This is a genomic window from Azohydromonas caseinilytica, from assembly GCF_012927045.1.
Lineage (GTDB): Bacteria > Pseudomonadota > Gammaproteobacteria > Burkholderiales > Burkholderiaceae_C > Azohydromonas > Azohydromonas caseinilytica.
Map to the genome: position 1 here is coordinate 1 of NZ_JABBFW010000051.1, position 16,734 is coordinate 16,734.

At 60.2% G+C, this 16,734-nt stretch carries 17 protein-coding genes; 13 read left to right on the forward strand and 4 right to left on the reverse strand.

The genetic code is table 11. The features are described from left to right. Nucleotides 1–905 (forward strand): DUF4082 domain-containing protein (locus HHL10_RS29065; protein ID WP_169163925.1); only part of this gene is annotated, 905 nt, incomplete at its 5' end. Between the two features lie 164 nt (nt 906–1,069). Here HHL10_RS29065 and HHL10_RS29070 read toward each other — a convergent pair. After that, entirely contained in the window at nt 1,070–1,507 is a 438-nt protein-coding gene (locus tag HHL10_RS29070) for a hypothetical protein (RefSeq protein WP_169163926.1), read from the reverse strand. Between the two features lie 248 nt (nt 1,508–1,755). On the opposite strand from HHL10_RS29070, the gene HHL10_RS29075 reads away from it, so the two are divergent. From HHL10_RS29075 to HHL10_RS29085, 3 genes are read left to right on the forward strand one after another with little or no spacing between them, the layout of a single operon-like run. Next, the gene (locus HHL10_RS29075) at nt 1,756–3,147 is read left to right on the forward strand and encodes an AAA family ATPase (protein ID WP_169163927.1); all 1,392 of its coding nucleotides are present in this window, start codon (nt 1,756–1,758) and stop codon (nt 3,145–3,147) included. A gap of 7 nt (nt 3,148–3,154) precedes the next feature. Further along, a complete protein-coding gene (locus HHL10_RS29080) occupies nt 3,155–4,642 on the forward strand; it encodes a VWA domain-containing protein (RefSeq protein ID WP_169163928.1) in 1,488 nt (495 codons plus the stop codon). After that, the gene (locus tag HHL10_RS29085) at nt 4,639–5,484 is read left to right on the forward strand and encodes a Rossmann-like domain-containing protein (protein ID WP_169163929.1); all 846 of its coding nucleotides are present in this window, start codon (nt 4,639–4,641) and stop codon (nt 5,482–5,484) included. The genes HHL10_RS29080 and HHL10_RS29085 overlap by 4 nt, the downstream gene beginning before the upstream one ends. A gap of 197 nt (nt 5,485–5,681) precedes the next feature. Here HHL10_RS29085 and icmH read toward each other — a convergent pair whose 3' ends face one another. From icmH to tssJ, 3 genes are all read right to left on the reverse strand, one after another. Then, nucleotides 5,682–6,476 (reverse strand): type IVB secretion system protein IcmH/DotU, encoded by a 795-nt coding sequence (gene icmH, locus HHL10_RS29090; protein ID WP_169163930.1) that lies wholly within the window; start codon nt 6,474–6,476, stop codon nt 5,682–5,684. 42 nt (nt 6,477–6,518) lie between these two features. Continuing rightward, entirely contained in the window at nt 6,519–7,874 is a 1,356-nt protein-coding gene (gene tssK / locus HHL10_RS29095; protein WP_169163931.1) for a type VI secretion system baseplate subunit TssK, read from the reverse strand. Between the two features lie 100 nt (nt 7,875–7,974). Continuing rightward, nucleotides 7,975–8,715: a type VI secretion system lipoprotein TssJ gene (gene tssJ, locus HHL10_RS29100; RefSeq protein ID WP_169163932.1), complete on the reverse strand. Its 741-nt coding sequence runs from the start codon at nt 8,713–8,715 to the stop codon at nt 7,975–7,977. 242 nt (nt 8,716–8,957) lie between these two features. Between tssJ and HHL10_RS29105 the strand changes: the two genes are divergently transcribed. The 9 genes from HHL10_RS29105 (at nt 8,958) to HHL10_RS29145 (ending at nt 16,621) form a co-directional block, all read left to right on the forward strand. Beyond that, nucleotides 8,958–9,599, forward strand: a complete 642-nt coding sequence (locus HHL10_RS29105) for a tetratricopeptide repeat protein (RefSeq protein ID WP_169163933.1) — start codon at nt 8,958–8,960, stop codon at nt 9,597–9,599. A 42-nt stretch (nt 9,600–9,641) separates the two neighbouring features. After that, on the forward strand, nt 9,642–10,157 hold the full coding sequence (tssB, locus tag HHL10_RS29110; protein WP_169163934.1) for a type VI secretion system contractile sheath small subunit: 516 nt from the start codon (nt 9,642–9,644) through the stop codon (nt 10,155–10,157). Nucleotides 10,158–10,161: 4 nt separating this feature from the next. Next, nucleotides 10,162–11,646 carry a type VI secretion system contractile sheath large subunit gene (gene tssC, locus HHL10_RS29115; protein WP_169163935.1) on the forward strand — a complete coding sequence of 495 codons (1,485 nt, stop codon included), beginning with the start codon at nt 10,162–10,164 and terminating at the stop codon, nt 11,644–11,646. A gap of 25 nt (nt 11,647–11,671) precedes the next feature. Continuing rightward, complete coding sequence (locus tag HHL10_RS29120; RefSeq protein WP_169163936.1) at nt 11,672–12,190, forward strand: Hcp family type VI secretion system effector; 519 nt, start codon at nt 11,672–11,674, stop codon at nt 12,188–12,190. 166 nt (nt 12,191–12,356) lie between these two features. Continuing rightward, nucleotides 12,357–12,821 carry a type VI secretion system baseplate subunit TssE gene (gene tssE / locus HHL10_RS29125; protein ID WP_169163937.1) on the forward strand — a complete coding sequence of 155 codons (465 nt, stop codon included), beginning with the start codon at nt 12,357–12,359 and terminating at the stop codon, nt 12,819–12,821. 13 nt (nt 12,822–12,834) lie between these two features. Continuing rightward, nucleotides 12,835–14,736, forward strand: a complete 1,902-nt coding sequence (gene tssF / locus HHL10_RS29130) for a type VI secretion system baseplate subunit TssF (RefSeq protein ID WP_169163938.1) — start codon at nt 12,835–12,837, stop codon at nt 14,734–14,736. After that, a complete protein-coding gene (gene tssG / locus HHL10_RS29135) occupies nt 14,733–15,845 on the forward strand; it encodes a type VI secretion system baseplate subunit TssG (RefSeq protein ID WP_235971863.1) in 1,113 nt (370 codons plus the stop codon). Before tssF ends, tssG begins: the two co-directional genes overlap by 4 nt. Nucleotides 15,846–15,902: 57 nt before the next feature. Next, nucleotides 15,903–16,133: a hypothetical protein gene (locus HHL10_RS30340; RefSeq protein ID WP_205833279.1), complete on the forward strand. Its 231-nt coding sequence runs from the start codon at nt 15,903–15,905 to the stop codon at nt 16,131–16,133. A gap of 59 nt (nt 16,134–16,192) precedes the next feature. After that, nucleotides 16,193–16,621 carry a helix-turn-helix domain-containing protein gene (locus HHL10_RS29145; RefSeq protein WP_169163939.1) on the forward strand — a complete coding sequence of 143 codons (429 nt, stop codon included), beginning with the start codon at nt 16,193–16,195 and terminating at the stop codon, nt 16,619–16,621. Nucleotides 16,622–16,734 lie beyond the last annotated feature (113 nt).

A 16,734-nucleotide genomic window follows, 5' to 3' on the forward strand; every position in this document is an offset into this window, starting at 1 on the left:
CCGCAGTGGACCAGCGCATGCGCCAAGCCACGGTGAACCTGTTTGCGGACATGGGCGTGCAGCCCGCGACGCTGCAGTCGCCGCTGGTGGCGGCCACGGCCTCCACCGACACGGCGGCGCCCACCTCGACCATCACCTCGCCCACGGTTGGTGCGAGCGTCCCGGCCGCGAGCCGCGTGACGATCACAGGCACTGCCGGCGACAGCGGCGGCGGCGTGGTCGGCGCGGTGGAGGTGTCGGTGGATGGCGGCGCCACCTGGCATCCGGCCAACGGCCGCGCCAACTGGAGCTACGCCTGGGTACCGACGGAAACGGGCACGGCGACCTTGATGAGCCGCGCGGTGGACGACACCGGCAACATCCAGGGTACCCCTTCCACCCGGACGGTGACGGTGACGCAGATGGTGTGCCCGTGCTCCGCCTGGCCCGAGTCCGCAACGCCGACAGTGGCCAGCGACGGGGATGCCGCGGTCGTGAACGTCGGCGTGAAATTCCGCACCGACAAGGGCGGTCACATCACCGGCATCCGCTTCTACAAGGGCTCCGGCAATACCGGTACGCACGTCGGTGCGCTGTGGACGAGCGACGGCACGCTGCTGGCCACCGCGGAGTTCATCAACGAAACGGCCACGGGCTGGCAGCAGGCGAACTTCACCACGCCGGTGCCCATCACCGCCAACACCGTCTACGTGGCCTCGTACCGGGCGCCCAACGGGCGCTATGCCGGGGACTCCGGCTACTTTGTCAACAGTGGCGTGGATACCGGACCCATCCACCTGCTGAAGGACGGCGAGAGCGGGGGCAACGGCGTGTACGCCTACGGCGGCACCACGGTGCAGTTCCCGAACTCGTCCTACCGGGGTTCGAACTACTGGGTGGACATCGTGTTCCAACCCTCACCATGAGTCTGTGGCCGTGAGCCCACCGGATGGCTCATGGCCACGGCTTGTCTCATTGCCGTGCTGGCCGTGTCGCCGTGATGGAGGCACGGCCATCGCGTTTGTGAGGGCTGTTGCTGCGGCGTTTGGCTGCGGGCTCCCGCCCTGCAGGCCGCCGTCGCGGCACGGGCTCAGCGCCAGCCGTCGCGGCGGTCGCGCCAGTTCGGGATGCCGTCGCCGTCGCGGTCGTGGCGCATGTTGTTGTAGCGGTCGTGACGATTGGGGATGCCGTCGCCGTCGCGGTCCCAGGCGGGGTTGTAGAGACGGTCGCGGCGGTTGGGGATGCCATCGCCGTCGTGGTCCCAACGGGTCGGCTGCTGGTAGCCGCGCGGCCGGCTCAAGGGCGGAGGCTGGACGTGATAGGGCGCGGGCTGCACGTAGACCGGTGCCGGGACGACGATCGGTGCAGGCGTGTAGACCGGCGCCGGTTGCCGGTACACCGGCACGCCGACCGGGCTGCCGATGGTCACGGACCACTGGACGTCGTCGCCGCCATGCGCCTGCGCCGCGCCGGCGCCCAGGGCGCCTGCAAGGGCCAGTACCGCGATGACGAACTTGTTGCTGCTCATGAATGCATCTCCTTGGGTGTAGCGGCACCGCTCCGTAGAGCCATGCAGGTACTTCCAACGGATCGGGAGCACACGCCGTTCACCTGTGTCATGTAAAGCCCAGGTAAAGAACGGTGTGCGAAGCAGCGCGTACGCCGTCGCATCTGGACCGATTCGGACAGGACGCGTGTGCCGCTCTCATCCTCAATGAGGCGATTCCTTGATCCTGTTCCTTATTGGGGCGCTGGGCCGATTGCCACAATCACCGCATGACACCCATCCCTCCCGCGCGCCTGGGCGCGCTGCTCGAAGCACTGGAAGCCGGCCTGCTGGAGCGCCAGACGGCTGTGCGGCTGGCCTTGCTGGCCGCGCTGGCGGGCGAGCATGTGCTGTTGATCGGCCCGCCCGGTACCGCCAAGAGCGAGCTCGCGCGGCGGCTGCACCGTGCCTTCGCGGGCGCCCACTATTTCGAGCGCCTGCTCACGCGCTTCTCGACGCCGGAAGAGCTGTTCGGCCCGCTGTCGCTCAAGGCGCTGGAGGACGACCGCTACGAGCGGCTGACCGACGGCTTTCTGCCCACGGCCGGCATTGCCTTCCTTGACGAGGTGTTCAAGGCCAACTCGGCCATCCTCAATGCGCTGCTCACGCTGCTCAACGAACGAGAGTTCGACAACGGCAGCGGGCGGGAGGGCACGCCGCTGATCAGCGTGGTGGGGGCGAGCAACGAGGTGCCTGCAGACGAAGCATTGCAGGCCTTCTTCGACCGCTTCCTGCTGCGCGTGCCGGTGGCGCCGGTCAGCGACGCGTCGTTCAGCGCCTTGCTCCAGCTCCAGCCCATGGCCGGCGTGCCGGCCGACCCCTTGACCGCCGAGGAGCGCGCCACGGTGGCGCAAGCCGCGGCACAGGTGGGGCTGAGCGAGGCGGCCGAGGCGGCCTGCCGTGCCTTGCGCGAGTGGCTGCGCTCACAGGACCTTCCCCTGTCGGACCGGCGCTGGCGCCAGTGGGTGGGACTGCTGCGCGTGGCAGCGGCCACCGAGGGCCGCGCGGAGATCGACGCGCTGGACCTGTGGACGGCGCCCTATGTGGCCTGCGGCAGTCCGGACGACGTGCCGCGTCTGGCGGCCTGGTTCGCGCACACGCTGATTGGCGCGGTGCCCCAGGACGCGCCCTGGCTGACGCGCGCGGTCGAGGCCATCGAGAAGCAGCTGGAGATCGAGCAGTCGGCGCCCGATGACCCCGACGCCGCCAATGCCGCCGGCAAGCTGGCTCTGGCGCGCTCGATCGCTGGCGGCGAGGAGGGCCAGCAAGTGCTGCGCATGGTGTCCGGCACCCTGGAGGAGAAGCTGCGTCGCCGCTACAGCCCGGTCCACATCGAGGCGCGCGTGGCACAGGTCGATGAGGTGCTGGCTCAGGCCCGCGACCAGCGCGCCGCGGCTGCGGCCGCGGAACGGGCACTGGCCGCGCGGCTGCAAGGACGCTTCTGGCTGCCTCCCGAGTTGGCGCAGCGCATGCGGGGCGCGCATGCCCACACCCGCTCCGTGCTGGAAGGGCTGATCCAGCGCCTGGCGCATGCGCGCGAGGGCTTTGCGGGCCTGCCCGTTGATGCACAGCTCGACAGCGCCGCACCCTCGCCGGTGCCGCTCGAGGCGCTGCAAGCCTGACGCCGGCATGGCTGCTGACCTGGACCGTCCCTACGACCAGCTGCAGGCGCTGCCGCGCTCGCTGTGGCTGCCAAGCTTGATCACCAGCGCCGGTGAACGGGGCCAGCGCCTTGCGGACGCGCGCCTCTGGCTCGACCGTCTCACGGCCGGTGTGCTGCCGCCCGCGGATGCGGACTTCGGCGACGCTGCCGCCAGCGTGCCGCTGCGCCGCGTCGTGGGCGAGCTGGGCCTGCCCAGCCTCGCGCGCGGCGTGCCCGCCCTGGCCGAGCAGGTGCTGCGCACGTTGCTGTGGCACCTGGACCGCATCGTCGACCATCAGCCGCGGCTGTCGCGCGACGAGGCCATCGCTCGGATCACGGAGGCGTTCCGCAGCGAGTGGACACTGGAGAGCGCTGGCCTGGAGGAGCACCTGGCGCTGCTGCGCAGCCTGGGCGACCTCGGCCACATGCGCTGGGACGAGCTGCACGGGCAGCTGCACTCGCGCTCTTGGCAGGCCGCGCGCCGCGCCAGCGAGTGGCTGCAGCAGCTGCCGGCTCTGGTGGCGCTGATCCGGCGTCTGGGCCGGGCCGAGCGCAGCGCCACCGCCGCCGCGCCGCAGTCGCGCGAAAGTGCGCGCCATGCCCCGCCGCAGGCCCTGCGTGCCATCGAGACCCGGCTGCCCGATGCGCCCGGCGAGATCGTCGGGGTGCGCTTCTCTTCGCGTCCGGAACGCATGCTTGCCAGCGAGGCGGTGATGCTGCGCCACCCGGTGCTGAAGAAGCTCTGGCGCGCCCGCCATGCCGAGGCCCGGTTGTTGAGCTGGGAAACGCAGGCCGTGCTGACGGACTGGCGTGCGGACCCGCAGGCGCCGACGCGCCGGCGCGCCGCCCAGGCCGAGCCGGAGCCGCTGGAGCGTGGGCCCATCATCCTGTGCCTGGACACCTCCGGCTCGATGCGCGGCGCACCCGAGAACATCGCCAAGGCGGTGGCCATCGCGGCGCTGCGCGCGGCGCACGAGCAGGGCCGCGATTGCAAGCTCATCGCCTTCGGCGGTCCGAACGAGGTGCTGGAACGCGACCTCGGCGGCGGGGGCGGGTTGCAGGGGCTGCTGGACCTCATGGGCCAGAGCTTCGACGGCGGCACCGACATCCAAACGCCGATCGAGCGGGCCATCGAGCGCGTGCACGAGGCGCACTGGCATCACGCCGATGTGCTGCTGGTGAGCGATGGCGAGTTCGGCTGCGTGCCGCACACGCTGCAGCGGCTGGACGAGGCGCAGGCCCGCTTCGGGTTGCGCGTGCAGGGCGTGCTGGTGGGTGACCGCGAAACCATAGGGCTGCTGGAGGTCTGCGACGACATCCACTGGGTGCGCGACTGGCGCCGCTATGCCGATGCGGCCGAAGGCGGCGACAGCCGCGGCTTCTCGCCCGTGCACAGCAAGAGCCTGACGGCGCTGTACTTTCCCAATGCCCTGTCCCCACGCGCGGCGCGGCATGCCACCGGAAAGACGGAATGAGCTACGCCACCGACGCCCTTGCCCTGATCCAGGCGCTCACGGCCCTGGCACCGCTGCCGCGCGTGCGAGCTCTGCACCTGCCGCCTCCGCCCGCTACCGAAGCGATGCGCGGCGAGTTCGCCGCGCTGGAGCTGGAGGAGGGCACGCTAGGCCTGTCCTATGTGCTGCTGGGTGACACCTGGGCCGGCCTGCGCCACCGGGTGGACCGTGCGGCATTGGCCGGTGTCGATGCGCCGGCGCTGGCGCAGTGCTACGCGAGTGCCGATCCCATCGAGCGCACGCTGGGTTTCGCGGCGCTCAATGCGCTGACTCGCTGGTTGTTCGACCGGGCCGGTTTCGTGCCGCCAGTCAGTCGTGACTCCATCGGCGCGCTCGATCCGCAGCGGGACGAGACGGTGGGCATGATCGGCTACTTCACTCCGTTGATCCCGCTGATCCGGGCGCGTGGCGCCCGGGTGCTGGTGGTCGAGCTGCGGGCCGATCTGGTGGGGGAGCGTGACGGGGTGCGGGTGACGCTGGACCCGGCCGAGCTTTCCGGCTGCGACAAGGTGCTCTCCACCGGCACGCTGCTGCTCAACGACACGCTGGACGCCATGCTGGCGCACTGCCGCGGCGCGCGGCGACTGGCGCTGGTCGGACCCAGCGTGGGCTGCCCACCGGACCCGCTGTTCGCCCGCGGCATCACGCTGCTGGGCGGCAGCTGGGTCACGAACGGCGCCGCCTACGTGCGAGCCTTGGCGGCGGGCGCGTCCATCGGTGCCTTTGCCCGCAAGTTCACGCTGGCGCCGCAAGACTATCCAGGGTGGGACGCGCTGCTGGCGCAGGCGGTGGCAGGCCGCTGACTGCCTGCACAGAAGCGGGCAACGGCATCGAAACGCTGCGCCCTTGCTGTTTGAGGCTGGCAGTCGTCACCCGGTCCTCGGGCTGGAGTTGCTTGTGTTGCGATGACGTCACGTGCAGACCTTACCTGCCGGCGAGGTGTTGCACTTCAGATTTGAGACCGCCTCTATTTATCAATGAACTGTTATTGACAAGCGCGTCACGGCAACGTGATCGTGACATGAGCGGATCGCGGCGCCAGCTGCACGATATCGCTATATCTCGCTAAATCCTGCTCGGAAGCATCCTGCAATTTCAAGCGCAAAGTGATGAATGCCACGAGTGTCAGAGCGACAAAAAGAAGCAGCGTAACCCACAGGGGTGTATCACCGCGCAGCCGATGCACAACGTTGTCTGGCACAGCCCAGTGCGGCGCAAAAGCGGCACGCCGGTCTTGCAGATGTGAAATCTCATCGCCCAACCGTGCCGTCAGATAATCGAGCTTCTCTTTGCCTTCGAGCACATAGCGACCCTTGAAACCCAGCAGTAAGCACATATGGAATACTTCCAGCACGCTCAGATGAACTGCACTGTGCCTGCGTAGAATTTCCAGCTTATCGAAAAAGCGCTCGCCTGCCATATGCTCGCCAAACATTTCCAATTGCAGGGGGCTGCATTCCCAATCACTCCGGATACTCAGCTTTGACTCCAATATGACTTCATCAATCAAGGCACAAAAAGCAAATAATGCCTCCGCCGCATGGTCCGAGGGCAGCTGCAACTCGTGCGCATGATGCTCGACTTCGGACAGAAGGCGGCGCACTTGCTCTCGAAAGGTAGACCCTTCTGCCGGTACATGGCCATTGCGCAGTAGAAAAACCATATAAAAACCGGGATGGAGCAGATCCGTCAGCGTGCGCGGTTTTTCACCTAATTCTGCTGGCGCGCATCCTGTTTGGGATGACGACGGCCTGCTGCCCTCGGCCAGAATTGAGGGCACTTGAGCACTTTTCATGGTCGAGTCCTTTGCGCGCGAGCAGTGAGGTACGCCTTGCCGTCACTGCGCATCGTTCAGGGCAAAGAGTTCGAGTTGCAGGTCAGGCAACCCGGAAGGCGTATAAAGGGTCAAGGTGCCCGACTGCAGCATGCGCTCATACAACGGACCACGGCAATCCAAGCTGAAGTACAACGCATTGGGTCGTACGGGAATCGCCGCTGGCACTTGCGGTGTATGCACAAGCCGCACGCCATGGGTGGCGGACAGCACCAATTTCTCGACATCATCTGGTGCACCAATTTTAAAGCGATGCGGAATCAGCTCCACCAATTCAGCTGCGGGCAAGCGAGCCTGTACTCCCACCAAAAACCAAGTGTTGGAGTTTATTTTCTGCGAATCAAGCCGACCTTGATAGTAGCAACTGCGTACCTCTTGCAGTGCGATCGAGAAATAGCGGGTCGATATTACTGTATCGAGCAAATCTCGCACAATATTTTCGAGCTTGGCAAAGCAAGCTGCCGGCTTGTCGTGATCATAGGCCGGCAAATCGGCCAAGCTGTAAGACCTGGAAAAGGTGGTCAGTGCACCTGCGAGTTCCAGCATTCGCTCGAACAGGCGCTCGGGGTGCAGCAGCGGGTGCCGATACAGATGGGACAAGGCAGCGAACGCCGCATTGCAAGTGTGGAGCAGCCAAAAGGACGCTACGTCTCCAGAGCGAAATTCAATCACATGGCGCGATGGCTCACGATGTACACCATATAAAGCATTCGCCTTGGCGTGCAGGGTGTCGAGCAGGCCACGCAGCATGTCCTGCAGCGCAGGTGAAGCCGCCAACGACAAGGATGGGGGAATGAACGATGCATCAATTTCGACCCCACCTGCCGGGCGACGCCGCAAGCGCAGCAGCGGCAACGAGATCAAGTGCTCGCGTGCGTCCTGCTCGCTCAGCAGACGTACTCGGCGACGCAGCGTTGACAGTTGCATCTCCGCCGATTCGGTGAACCAATCATGGGCAGTTTCCTCGTGCAACGCATAACGCATGCCTGTTGAAGCACCGCTGGATTCCTGAGAAAAATTTGCTCCCACGCTACGCATTGGCGCCATGGCCAGGTACAGCACGGCTTCCGTGGCGCCAGTGTGCCAGTCCGAGAGTGACAGCGGATCGGGCAAGTCGTCGTCGTGCGGCGCGGAGTAAAGCTCACCATCTGGAAATATAAGCCGCAATTCCGTGATTCTCAGCACACCGGTTAAGAGTGCTCCGGTGTCGAATTTCAATTCGCGAATGCCCCAACTGTATGGATGTAGCGCGCGCGCAATCTCTGCTTGGCGCCACTCGTGATAGGCATCTTGTCTCTGAAAGTGCTGAGGCCTAAGAAAAAGGCCTTCGCCCCATAAAACCTTGGCTGAACGGATCATTTGAACTCCTGGGTCATGAATTCACCCCGCACGCTGCAATTGCACAGCAAGCAAACCCCAAGGCCTGAAATTGAATTGCACAGCAAGCCGGGATTGGCGATCAAGGAAATGGTCCGTTACAGCGCACGCCAGCAATGTATTTGAGTTCAGAGGGTACATTCAACGGTTGTCCTGCCGCCACGCTGACTGCACACCCATGCAGACCCAGCGTAACCCCGGTGTTGGCAATGGTGCGAGCATCGAATATGAAAAGCCAACGCCTTTCTGCGGGAGAACGGAAAATGGCTGCGACGGCAAAATAGGAGGCATCAGGTTCCATGCTCTCCATGGTCTCGTACTTCTCTCCCGGCGTCAAAACGATTTCACGGATTTCAATGATGTCATTGGATAAATTTTGGTAATTCCTGAAATCCGATTGCTGAAAAGCGCTGAATGGCATTCGCTCAAAAGCCGACCTATTGCGCAGCTTGTACAGTTTGGTTACCACGGGCAATGACACTCCTCCTTCCGCAACGTTCAGCAGGTAAGCTGCATGCAGTCTGAGTTCAAAACGCCTTGTTTCATTTCCTGTCATGTTGCTATTGACAGGAGATATGATCTTGGGTAGTGGATTTCCGTCTAGCCTTTGTAATCCAATACTGTGCAGCGTGCTGTCCAGCACGGAGTGGTGACTTTCTGAAGCGGTACTGCATGCGGAAAGCAAACAACACGACAGTACGGCGGAGCAAGAAGCCAAGCGCAGGACCGAGGGCTTCACTGCAACCAGCAAATGAGCAGAGCCCTGCATCTGTTCAGGAATGCCCCAGCTTGGCCAGCAAAGATTTTCAATAAATGTAAACAAGCGTTTTCCCTTCCCGCATGGACAGGCCTGATGGGCTCAGGTTGTACAACGCGCGTACACCACGCTGACTCCGGTAAAGCCAACCCCCATTTGTAAGCGGATGCCACTTTCCTAACGGAAAGAATGAGATATCGTCTCCATCACCTGCAGACTTTGCTTCTTTCATTAGGGCGAGGCCCAGCAGGGTGGAATCGCCTCTACATCAACGGTATCCAACTCAGCAAAGCGGAGGGACGCTCGGCATGGAAAAGCTTTTTCTGGCCCAAGACCTCTTGGGGAAAACAAGGATTAGCAGCACACCTCAAGTCCAAATTAAAGTTGGCCGCCTTACAGCCGGATGCTGTCTTGCAATACTGCTGGGAGGCTGTGCGTCATCACCTCGGTTGCCAGAAAAGCCATCCGAAGTTACACCTAAAGTCGTATCGATGGATGAGTGGATGACACAGGCCAAGCTCGCGCTGTCGGAGGGAAATCAAGAAAAAGCGCGTACAGCATACCGTGCCGCAGCACAAAGCCATCCCACTGAAAAATTGCCTTGGCTGAGGCTGTCTGAAAACTATTTCAATGCTCAGGACTATGGCAACGCCATACTCATGGCGCAAGAAGCATTGCAGCGAGATGGCCAGGATCACGTCGCACACAGCATTCTGGCGGTGAGTGGGTTACGCATCACAGCCGGGTCGCTTGTGGCATTGCGACAGGAGGGTTCCTACCCTGTCGGGTCGCGTGACGAGGCCATTACCGTAGCCCGAGCGCTGCGAGATACGCTGGGGGCCGCCTCGCTGTTGACGCCTCCCAGCCAACCTTCCGTGTCTCGCTTGAAGAAACCCGTCGTACAGCGCCCTGCCGCGTCAGCAGGCAATCCGCTCGACAAGCTGAAGTAGTCCGTTTTTACTCGGAAAACCTAATCCGCCAAGGAGGACGAAGTGACCCGAAAAGACAGCGCGCAAAAACGGCTTGAGAAGGTCAGGCCTCCCCGGGTCCAGCTTACTTATGACGTTCAAGTAGGCGACGCGATTGAGAAGAAAGAGCTTCCATTTGTCGTTGGCGTGCTTGGCGATTTTTCAGGCATGTCTGGTTCCGTCACGCCGCCGAGCAAGTTGAAGGATCGAAAATTCGTTCATGTCGATCTCGACAATTTCGATGACGTTATGGCAGGCATGCAGCCTGGCGCCTCGTTCAGCGTGAAAAACAGGCTGACCCCTGAAGCGGGAGAGTTTGCAGTGGACTTGTGCTTCAACGCGATGCGGGATTTCCGTCCCGAAGCCGTGGCCGAGCAGATTGAGCCACTACGACGACTCATTGAAGCCCGTACCCGGCTTTCCGATTTGCGCAATAAATTGGCCGGCAATCATCGACTGGACGACTTGCTCAGCGAGATGTTGTCCAACACCGAAAACTTGCTGCGCTTGAGCGATGAAACTTCCAAACCAAAGGAGTGACGCCATGGTCGAGGCTGCCACGGAAATTACCACCGTCACACCGGTGACGGAAATGAGCCTGTTGAACCAGATTGTTGTGCAAAGCAGGATGGCGCGCTCCGAGATCGAGCATCGCCGGGCATGCGATCTCGTCTCGGAGTTGGTGAGAGAGGTTATGCAGGGCACGGTGACCATCTCTGACAACCTTGGGGTCATGCTGGATGTCCGTATTGCAGAAATCGATGAGCTTATTTCTGCCCAGCTCAACGAAGTCATGCACCACCCCGAATTCCAGAAGCTTGAGTCCAGTTGGAGCGGTCTGCGCTATCTTTGTCAGCATACCGCTGCTGGCAAGGGCATGAAAATACAGGTGCTTGACGCGACGAAAAAAGAGCTTGTTAAGGATTTCAAGGCGGCGATTGATTTTGATCAGAGCACGCTCTTCAAAAAAGTGTACGAGGAAGAATTCGGAACCTTTGGTGGCGCACCTTATGGTGCATTGATTGGCGATTTCGATATTACGCGTCAACCGGAGGATATGTACTTCGTTGAGCAAATGTCACATGTCGCTGCAGCGGCGCACGCTCCCTTTATCGCTGCTGCATCCCCGGAATTGCTCGGTCTTGAGTCTTTCACGGAGTTGGGCAAGCCGCGCGACATGTCAAAAGTATTCGATACGGTGGACTATATACGTTGGCGTTCTTTCCGAGATTCGGAAGACGCGCGCTACGTCGGCTTGACGCTGCCTCGTTTTCTCGGCCGCTTGCCGTTTAATCCTAAGGATGGCACGGCGGTCGACAGCTTCAATTTTGTCGAGGACGTTGATGGTAGCGACCATAGCAAGTACCTATGGATCAACGCTGCCTATGCCATGGCTGCGCGTCTCACCGCAGCCTTCGAGAGTCATGGCTGGTGTGCCGCCATTCGTGGTGTTGAGGGGGGAGGTTTGGTAGAAGACCTCCCCGCCCATTGCTTCAAAACAGACGACGGTGAGGTGGCACTCAAGTGCCCCACTGAAATCGCCATCACGGACCGCCGCGAGAAGGAACTTAGTGACTTGGGTTTCATTCCCTTGGTGCATTGCAAGAACACTGATTACGCCGCGTTTTTTGGAACTCAGTCTACCCAAAAACCAAGAAAATACAGCAACGATGCTGCCAATGCCAACGCAGTACTCTCGGTGCAATTGCAGTACATGTTCAGTATTTGCCGTATTGCGCATTACCTGAAAGCCATGATGCGCGACAAGATAGGCAGCTTCGCATCGGCCAAGAACGTTGAAGATTTTCTTAATCGCTGGCTGCGGCAGTACGTTGTCGAAGACGACAACGCCACGCAGGAAACCAAAGCCACATATCCCCTGCGCGAGGCCAGCGTGCAGGTGGCCGAAGTTGCGGGACGGCCTGGCGTCTACCGGGCAGTTTCGTTCATCAGGCCCCATTTCCAGCTCGATGAGCTTTCAGTGTCTTTGCGTCTGGTCGCCGAGCTGCCCCAATCCCAAAAGGGATGACTCAACCTAAGGAGAGCGTTCTGCCATGAAAGACATCTACCTGAAATTCGTTGGCGCAACGGAGCTGCAGGGTGACAGCACCGATACCGCACATCTCAACGAGATAGAGATTACCTCGTTCAGCCACCTTATCACTCAACCGAAGTCTTCCACGGCTTCCACGGCAGGTGCCCATACGGCCGAGCGTACGGAGATTGGCGAGCTGGTGTTCACCAAGGACATCGACCGTGCATCGGCCAAGCTCAACCGCGCCTGCGCTGCAGGTACGGTATATCCCAAGGTTTACATCACGTTCTACCGGGCTTATGGCGGCAAGAACGCGACTTCAACAGCGCAGACTCGGATTGACTACTACAAGATTGTGCTGGACGACGTGATTGTGTCATCAGTGGCCACAGAAATCGGTGAGGGCGAGTTGCCCATGCAACGCTTTGGCCTCAAGTGCAGCAAGATCACGTGGGAGTATAAACAGCACAAGCTGGACGGATCGTCTGCCTCCACCGGTATTGCCGGCTGGGACTTGGCCCGCAATATTGCCGTTTGATAGGCGCGCCGCTGCCTGCACGCGCGGCATGCTCAACTGGGCACTGGTCTAGGATATGGGCCTGCCGTACGCGTTTCGACGTGAATAGGCCCATAGCCGGTGCACGTGCCGCCGCAGTACCTGCTAATTTTCCAGCTTTCGCGCCATGAATTGCTTTGCGCCCTCATTGCTCGACAAACTGCTTGGTGCGGTGACCAGCACCGATGTGACATCTGCGACAAGCCAGGATATTGAGCAAGTCAAGGCATCGGTAGCGCGTGATATCGAAACACTGCTCAACACCAGGCCCGGCTATGGCCCGGGGCAACTGGCAAACCATCCCCGTACTGCCCGCTCACTTCTGACCTTTGGCTTGTCCGATATTACTTCGTTAAGTTTAGCCAGCGACCGCGACCGCCATCGTATTGTTTGCGCCATCACTCGCGCGCTGCAGGACCATGAGACACGGCTCTCCGATGTCCATGTCTTTGTTCGCGAGGACCTGTCCGCCAATGCCGCGCTGTGCTTCTCCATCCATGCCAACCTTCAGGTCACGTCCGATTCCGAGCCGGTGGCTTTCGATGCTGTGTTGCATCCAGGCTCCAACCGTTATGCGGTTTCCAACGGCCCTCGTGCTTTGGCACGGTCTTGAAGGAGCAGATGCAATGCACCGGTTGCTTTCCCAGTTTGAAAGTGAGTTGGCGTTTTTGCACGACACGGCAAATGAATTTGCGCGCCGCTATCCGCGCATTGCAGGGCGTCTCTTAACAGGCAACCAAGTACTGCAGGACCCCCACGTGGAGCGTCTCGCTCAAGGCTTCGCAGTGCTGAGTGCTCGCATGCACAAGCGCCTTGATGACGATTTTCCCCTGTTCACGCAGACTCTCCTTGGGTTGTTCTACCCCCATTACTTGCGTCCTTTTCCATCCTGTTCCATCGTCCGTTTCGATTTGGGCCAGGCGGCGCAATGCATGCACACCAGCAAAGCAATTCCACGCGGTGCGGTGCTGGACGCCCGCTCGATCCATAACGTCACCTGCCGCTTCACGACCACGGCCACCGCGCAATTGTTGCCCTTGCAGGTGGTTGATGCGGGACTCCGGGCTGGTATCAATGAACCGTACAGTCCCACGCTTTCCGACTATGACACGGCAAGGTTATCCATTCGCTTCGAGCTCGCACCAAGTGTCTCCTGCTGGAGAGACCTTGGTGTTGAACACATCCGTTTGTTTATTGACGGAGAACCTGCGTTGGTGACTTTGTTGCGCGAGACATTGGTCAGTAAGGTTACCGCGACGCTGGTCCAAACCTCAAAATATGGCTCCTGGCATTCGTCAACGCTTCGCCCGCGGCCGGTTGGTTTTCATGACAGCGAGGTTTTGATCGATGTCGATGCGCGGTGCCACCAAGCCTATCAGTTGCTGATTGATTACTTTGCTTTTCCAGAAAAATTTAATTTCGTCGACTTGCCATTGCCCGAGCTTGCAATGCACGTCGATGACCGAGAACTTTGTCTGCATTTCATTCTGTCGGGGATCAGGAGCGACAGCAAAGAAGCACGCCTGCTCGAGCTTGTCAATGCAAGTAATTTTCTGACCGGTTGTGCTCCAGTTATCAATTTGTTCAGCCGGCAGGCTTCACCCATCAAAATTAACCACCGCTCCACCACTTATCGGGTGCTTCCAGAGCACGCCAACATTCCCAATTACGAGGTGTACGCGATCGATCGGGTACTCCGCGCTCATGAAACTGAGATGGGCACGACTGTTGAGGCGATCCCACATATTTATTCGCTTCTTCACGAGCATTTGTCATCTAACGGTGATCAGCCTCCACCTTATTGGTATGCGTTTCGCAGCGATATGATGTCGGAAATGAGCCCGGGCTGTGAAACGGAAATTGGTTTAACAGACATGTGCTTTGATGCATCTGTCAATCATGCCGACACGCTTTCTATCGAGTTACGCGCGACTAACCGGGAGCTGCCTTGCCAGATAAGTATTGGGAAGGCGGATGGCGATCTTGAACTGATCGTTCAAAAGGGTGAGATTGGATGGGCCGACGGAAATTCGCAGGCTGACAAGACCGATTTGGTTCTTGAGTCAATACGGCCACGGCTGCTGCGCAGGCCTTCATTGCCTAGGCGCATTAACTTGCATACAGAAGGCTTGCGGCGGCTTATGTCGCTTCTTTCATTAAGTCACTTGTCGTTGCCAAAAATGGGCATTGATGCTCTCAAAGAGGTGCTGCGCCTATACGACCTCAGTGACTGTACGCATGCCGAGCGGTTGATAGATGGGCTGGTCAGTGTCGAGTATCGGTCTGTAGAAGGCTGTGCGGTGGGTAACCCTTATGCCGTCCTCGTGCGTGGCACTGAAATCCAGCTGACGGTCAATGAGCATTATTTCGTTGGTCGTGGCCTATTCCTGTTTGCTCAAGTAATGGAACATTTCTTTGGCCTGTACGCGCACCTTAATACCTTTGTTCGATTGCAGTTGCTGTCGTTTCGTACGGACCAAGTACTGTTTGATGGAGCGCCCCGCATTGGTGGCGCACCATTGATATGACCGTGATGCGTGCTTTACCGCTAGAGACCCTTGGCCGGGTTAATTCCTTGATGCGCCCGATTGTCCAGCTGTTTCGCCAGCCTCATCAATTTGAATTCCATCAGGCGGTGCGGTTGATCGAGAATTGGGTGGCATGTCATGCGCAAAACCGGAAGCTTGCGCTGCAATTTCGCAACGCAATTTCGCTTTCATTTCCAGCCAGTGAGATTGCGGCTCTGGATGTCGTTCTTGATGACGTTGTCGACAGCCCGGACGCTGCAGGCAGCGAGGCGCTTGATCCATCGGCTTGGCAGCGAATCGAAATCACGCCGTCTTTTATGAGCCTGCTAGGTGCCAGCGGTGTGCTGCCGCTGGCCTATAGCGAGCAACTGATCGCACGCGAGATATTGCATCGCGACAGCACTGCCCGAGCGTTTCTTGACATTTTTCAGCACCGCGCCGTTACGCTTTTCCACGCAGCTTGGCACAAGCATCGGCTGCCGTTGCGGTCGGAGGCTCGCGGTCACGACCACGGCTTATCTATGGTGCTCAGCCTCGCTGGGATGGGCTCAACTTCGCTGCAAAATCGCTTGCTTGCATCCCAGGGTGGTGTGTCTGATCATGCACTGGCTTATTACGCCGGACTGCTTCAACGCCGCTGTATCAGTGCCAGCCATCTACAGCGTGTGCTGTCAGACTATTTTGGCGTGGCAGTGAATATCAAGCAGTTGATAGGTCGGTGGTGTGCACTAGCGTCCGAGAATTTGACTTTGCTTGGTTCCGCTAATGCGGTATTGGGTCGCAATGCTTTGCTTGGCGGACGCGTATGGCAGCGCGATTTGCGATTGCGCGTGGTCGTGGGCCCGCTGAGTGAAGCTCAGTATCGACGCTTTCTTCCTGGCCGCCCGGGGGCGCTGGCGCTCAAGGAGTTATTAACGCTGTCCAGCGGTGTAAATCTGGAATACGAAGTGCACTTGCGCCTGCGCGTCGAAGCTGTAGCACTTACCCGGCTTGGTGGCGCAGCCACAGCATCGGCCTCGCATCTAGGTTGGAACACTTTCTTGCTGTCTCAGCCTTCCCAAGTGGAGCGAGAAGAACGTGTTTACGAACTGCATGCTGTTGCTGTATGACACTGGCCTTCATTTATTGGAGGATGCGATGAGTGGTATCACCGTCTCGCGTCTGACTTGTCGCCCGTGAAGCGTGCAGCATTCGGTCAGGGCCATCAGCAATTGATTCAAACGATAGAAGTCGCCAAGTGGATGGCGCCAAGGAAATTGCAAAACTTTTTTGTCGCAGTGGGTGGCAATCGCGCGGTATTGCTTGAACCGGGCGAAGAAGCTCTTAACCAAGTGGCGCGCCTTGTAGAGGTGACAATCCCAGCACCGCTGCTCGGTGCTACTGCTCTGCCGCCGTAGCAATGAAACGTTTGCTGCGAAGTGGGGTTTAACCTGGGTTTGGCAGCCGGGAGACAGTCATGTCGGCCAAGCAGCATCCGGTGGAACTCAGTGCCGACGACCGCTCGGCGGTGGAGCGCGTGGTTCGCTCGTACCGTCGCTCGACCCGGGAGCGGCTGCATGCGCGCATCCTGCTGCGCTCGGTCGACGGGGCTACGGATGCGGCCATTGCTGCAGCATTGCGCAGCTGTGTGGCGACGGTTCGCCGGGTGCACCAGCATTGCGCTGAAGAAGGCTGGCAGGCGGCGGTGTTTCGCCGACCCCAGGCGCATCGCAAGGCCCGCACGCTCGATGGCGCGGGCGAGGCGCAACTCATTGCGTTGGCCTGCAGCGAGCCGCCTCAGGGCCAGGAGCGCTGGAGCTTGGTGCTGCTCAAGCTGCCGCGCGTCAATCAAGGTGAGAGCCGCATTGACTCAACAGTTCTGCTACCGGAGCTTGAGGTAGCCTGACTTCCGTGGACACCCGCCTCGAACAGAGAGCAGACGGGCAAGAGGATGAAGAAGAATCAGAGCTACACGGCGGAGTTCCGTGCCGAGGCGGTGAAGCTGGTCACCGAGCAGAA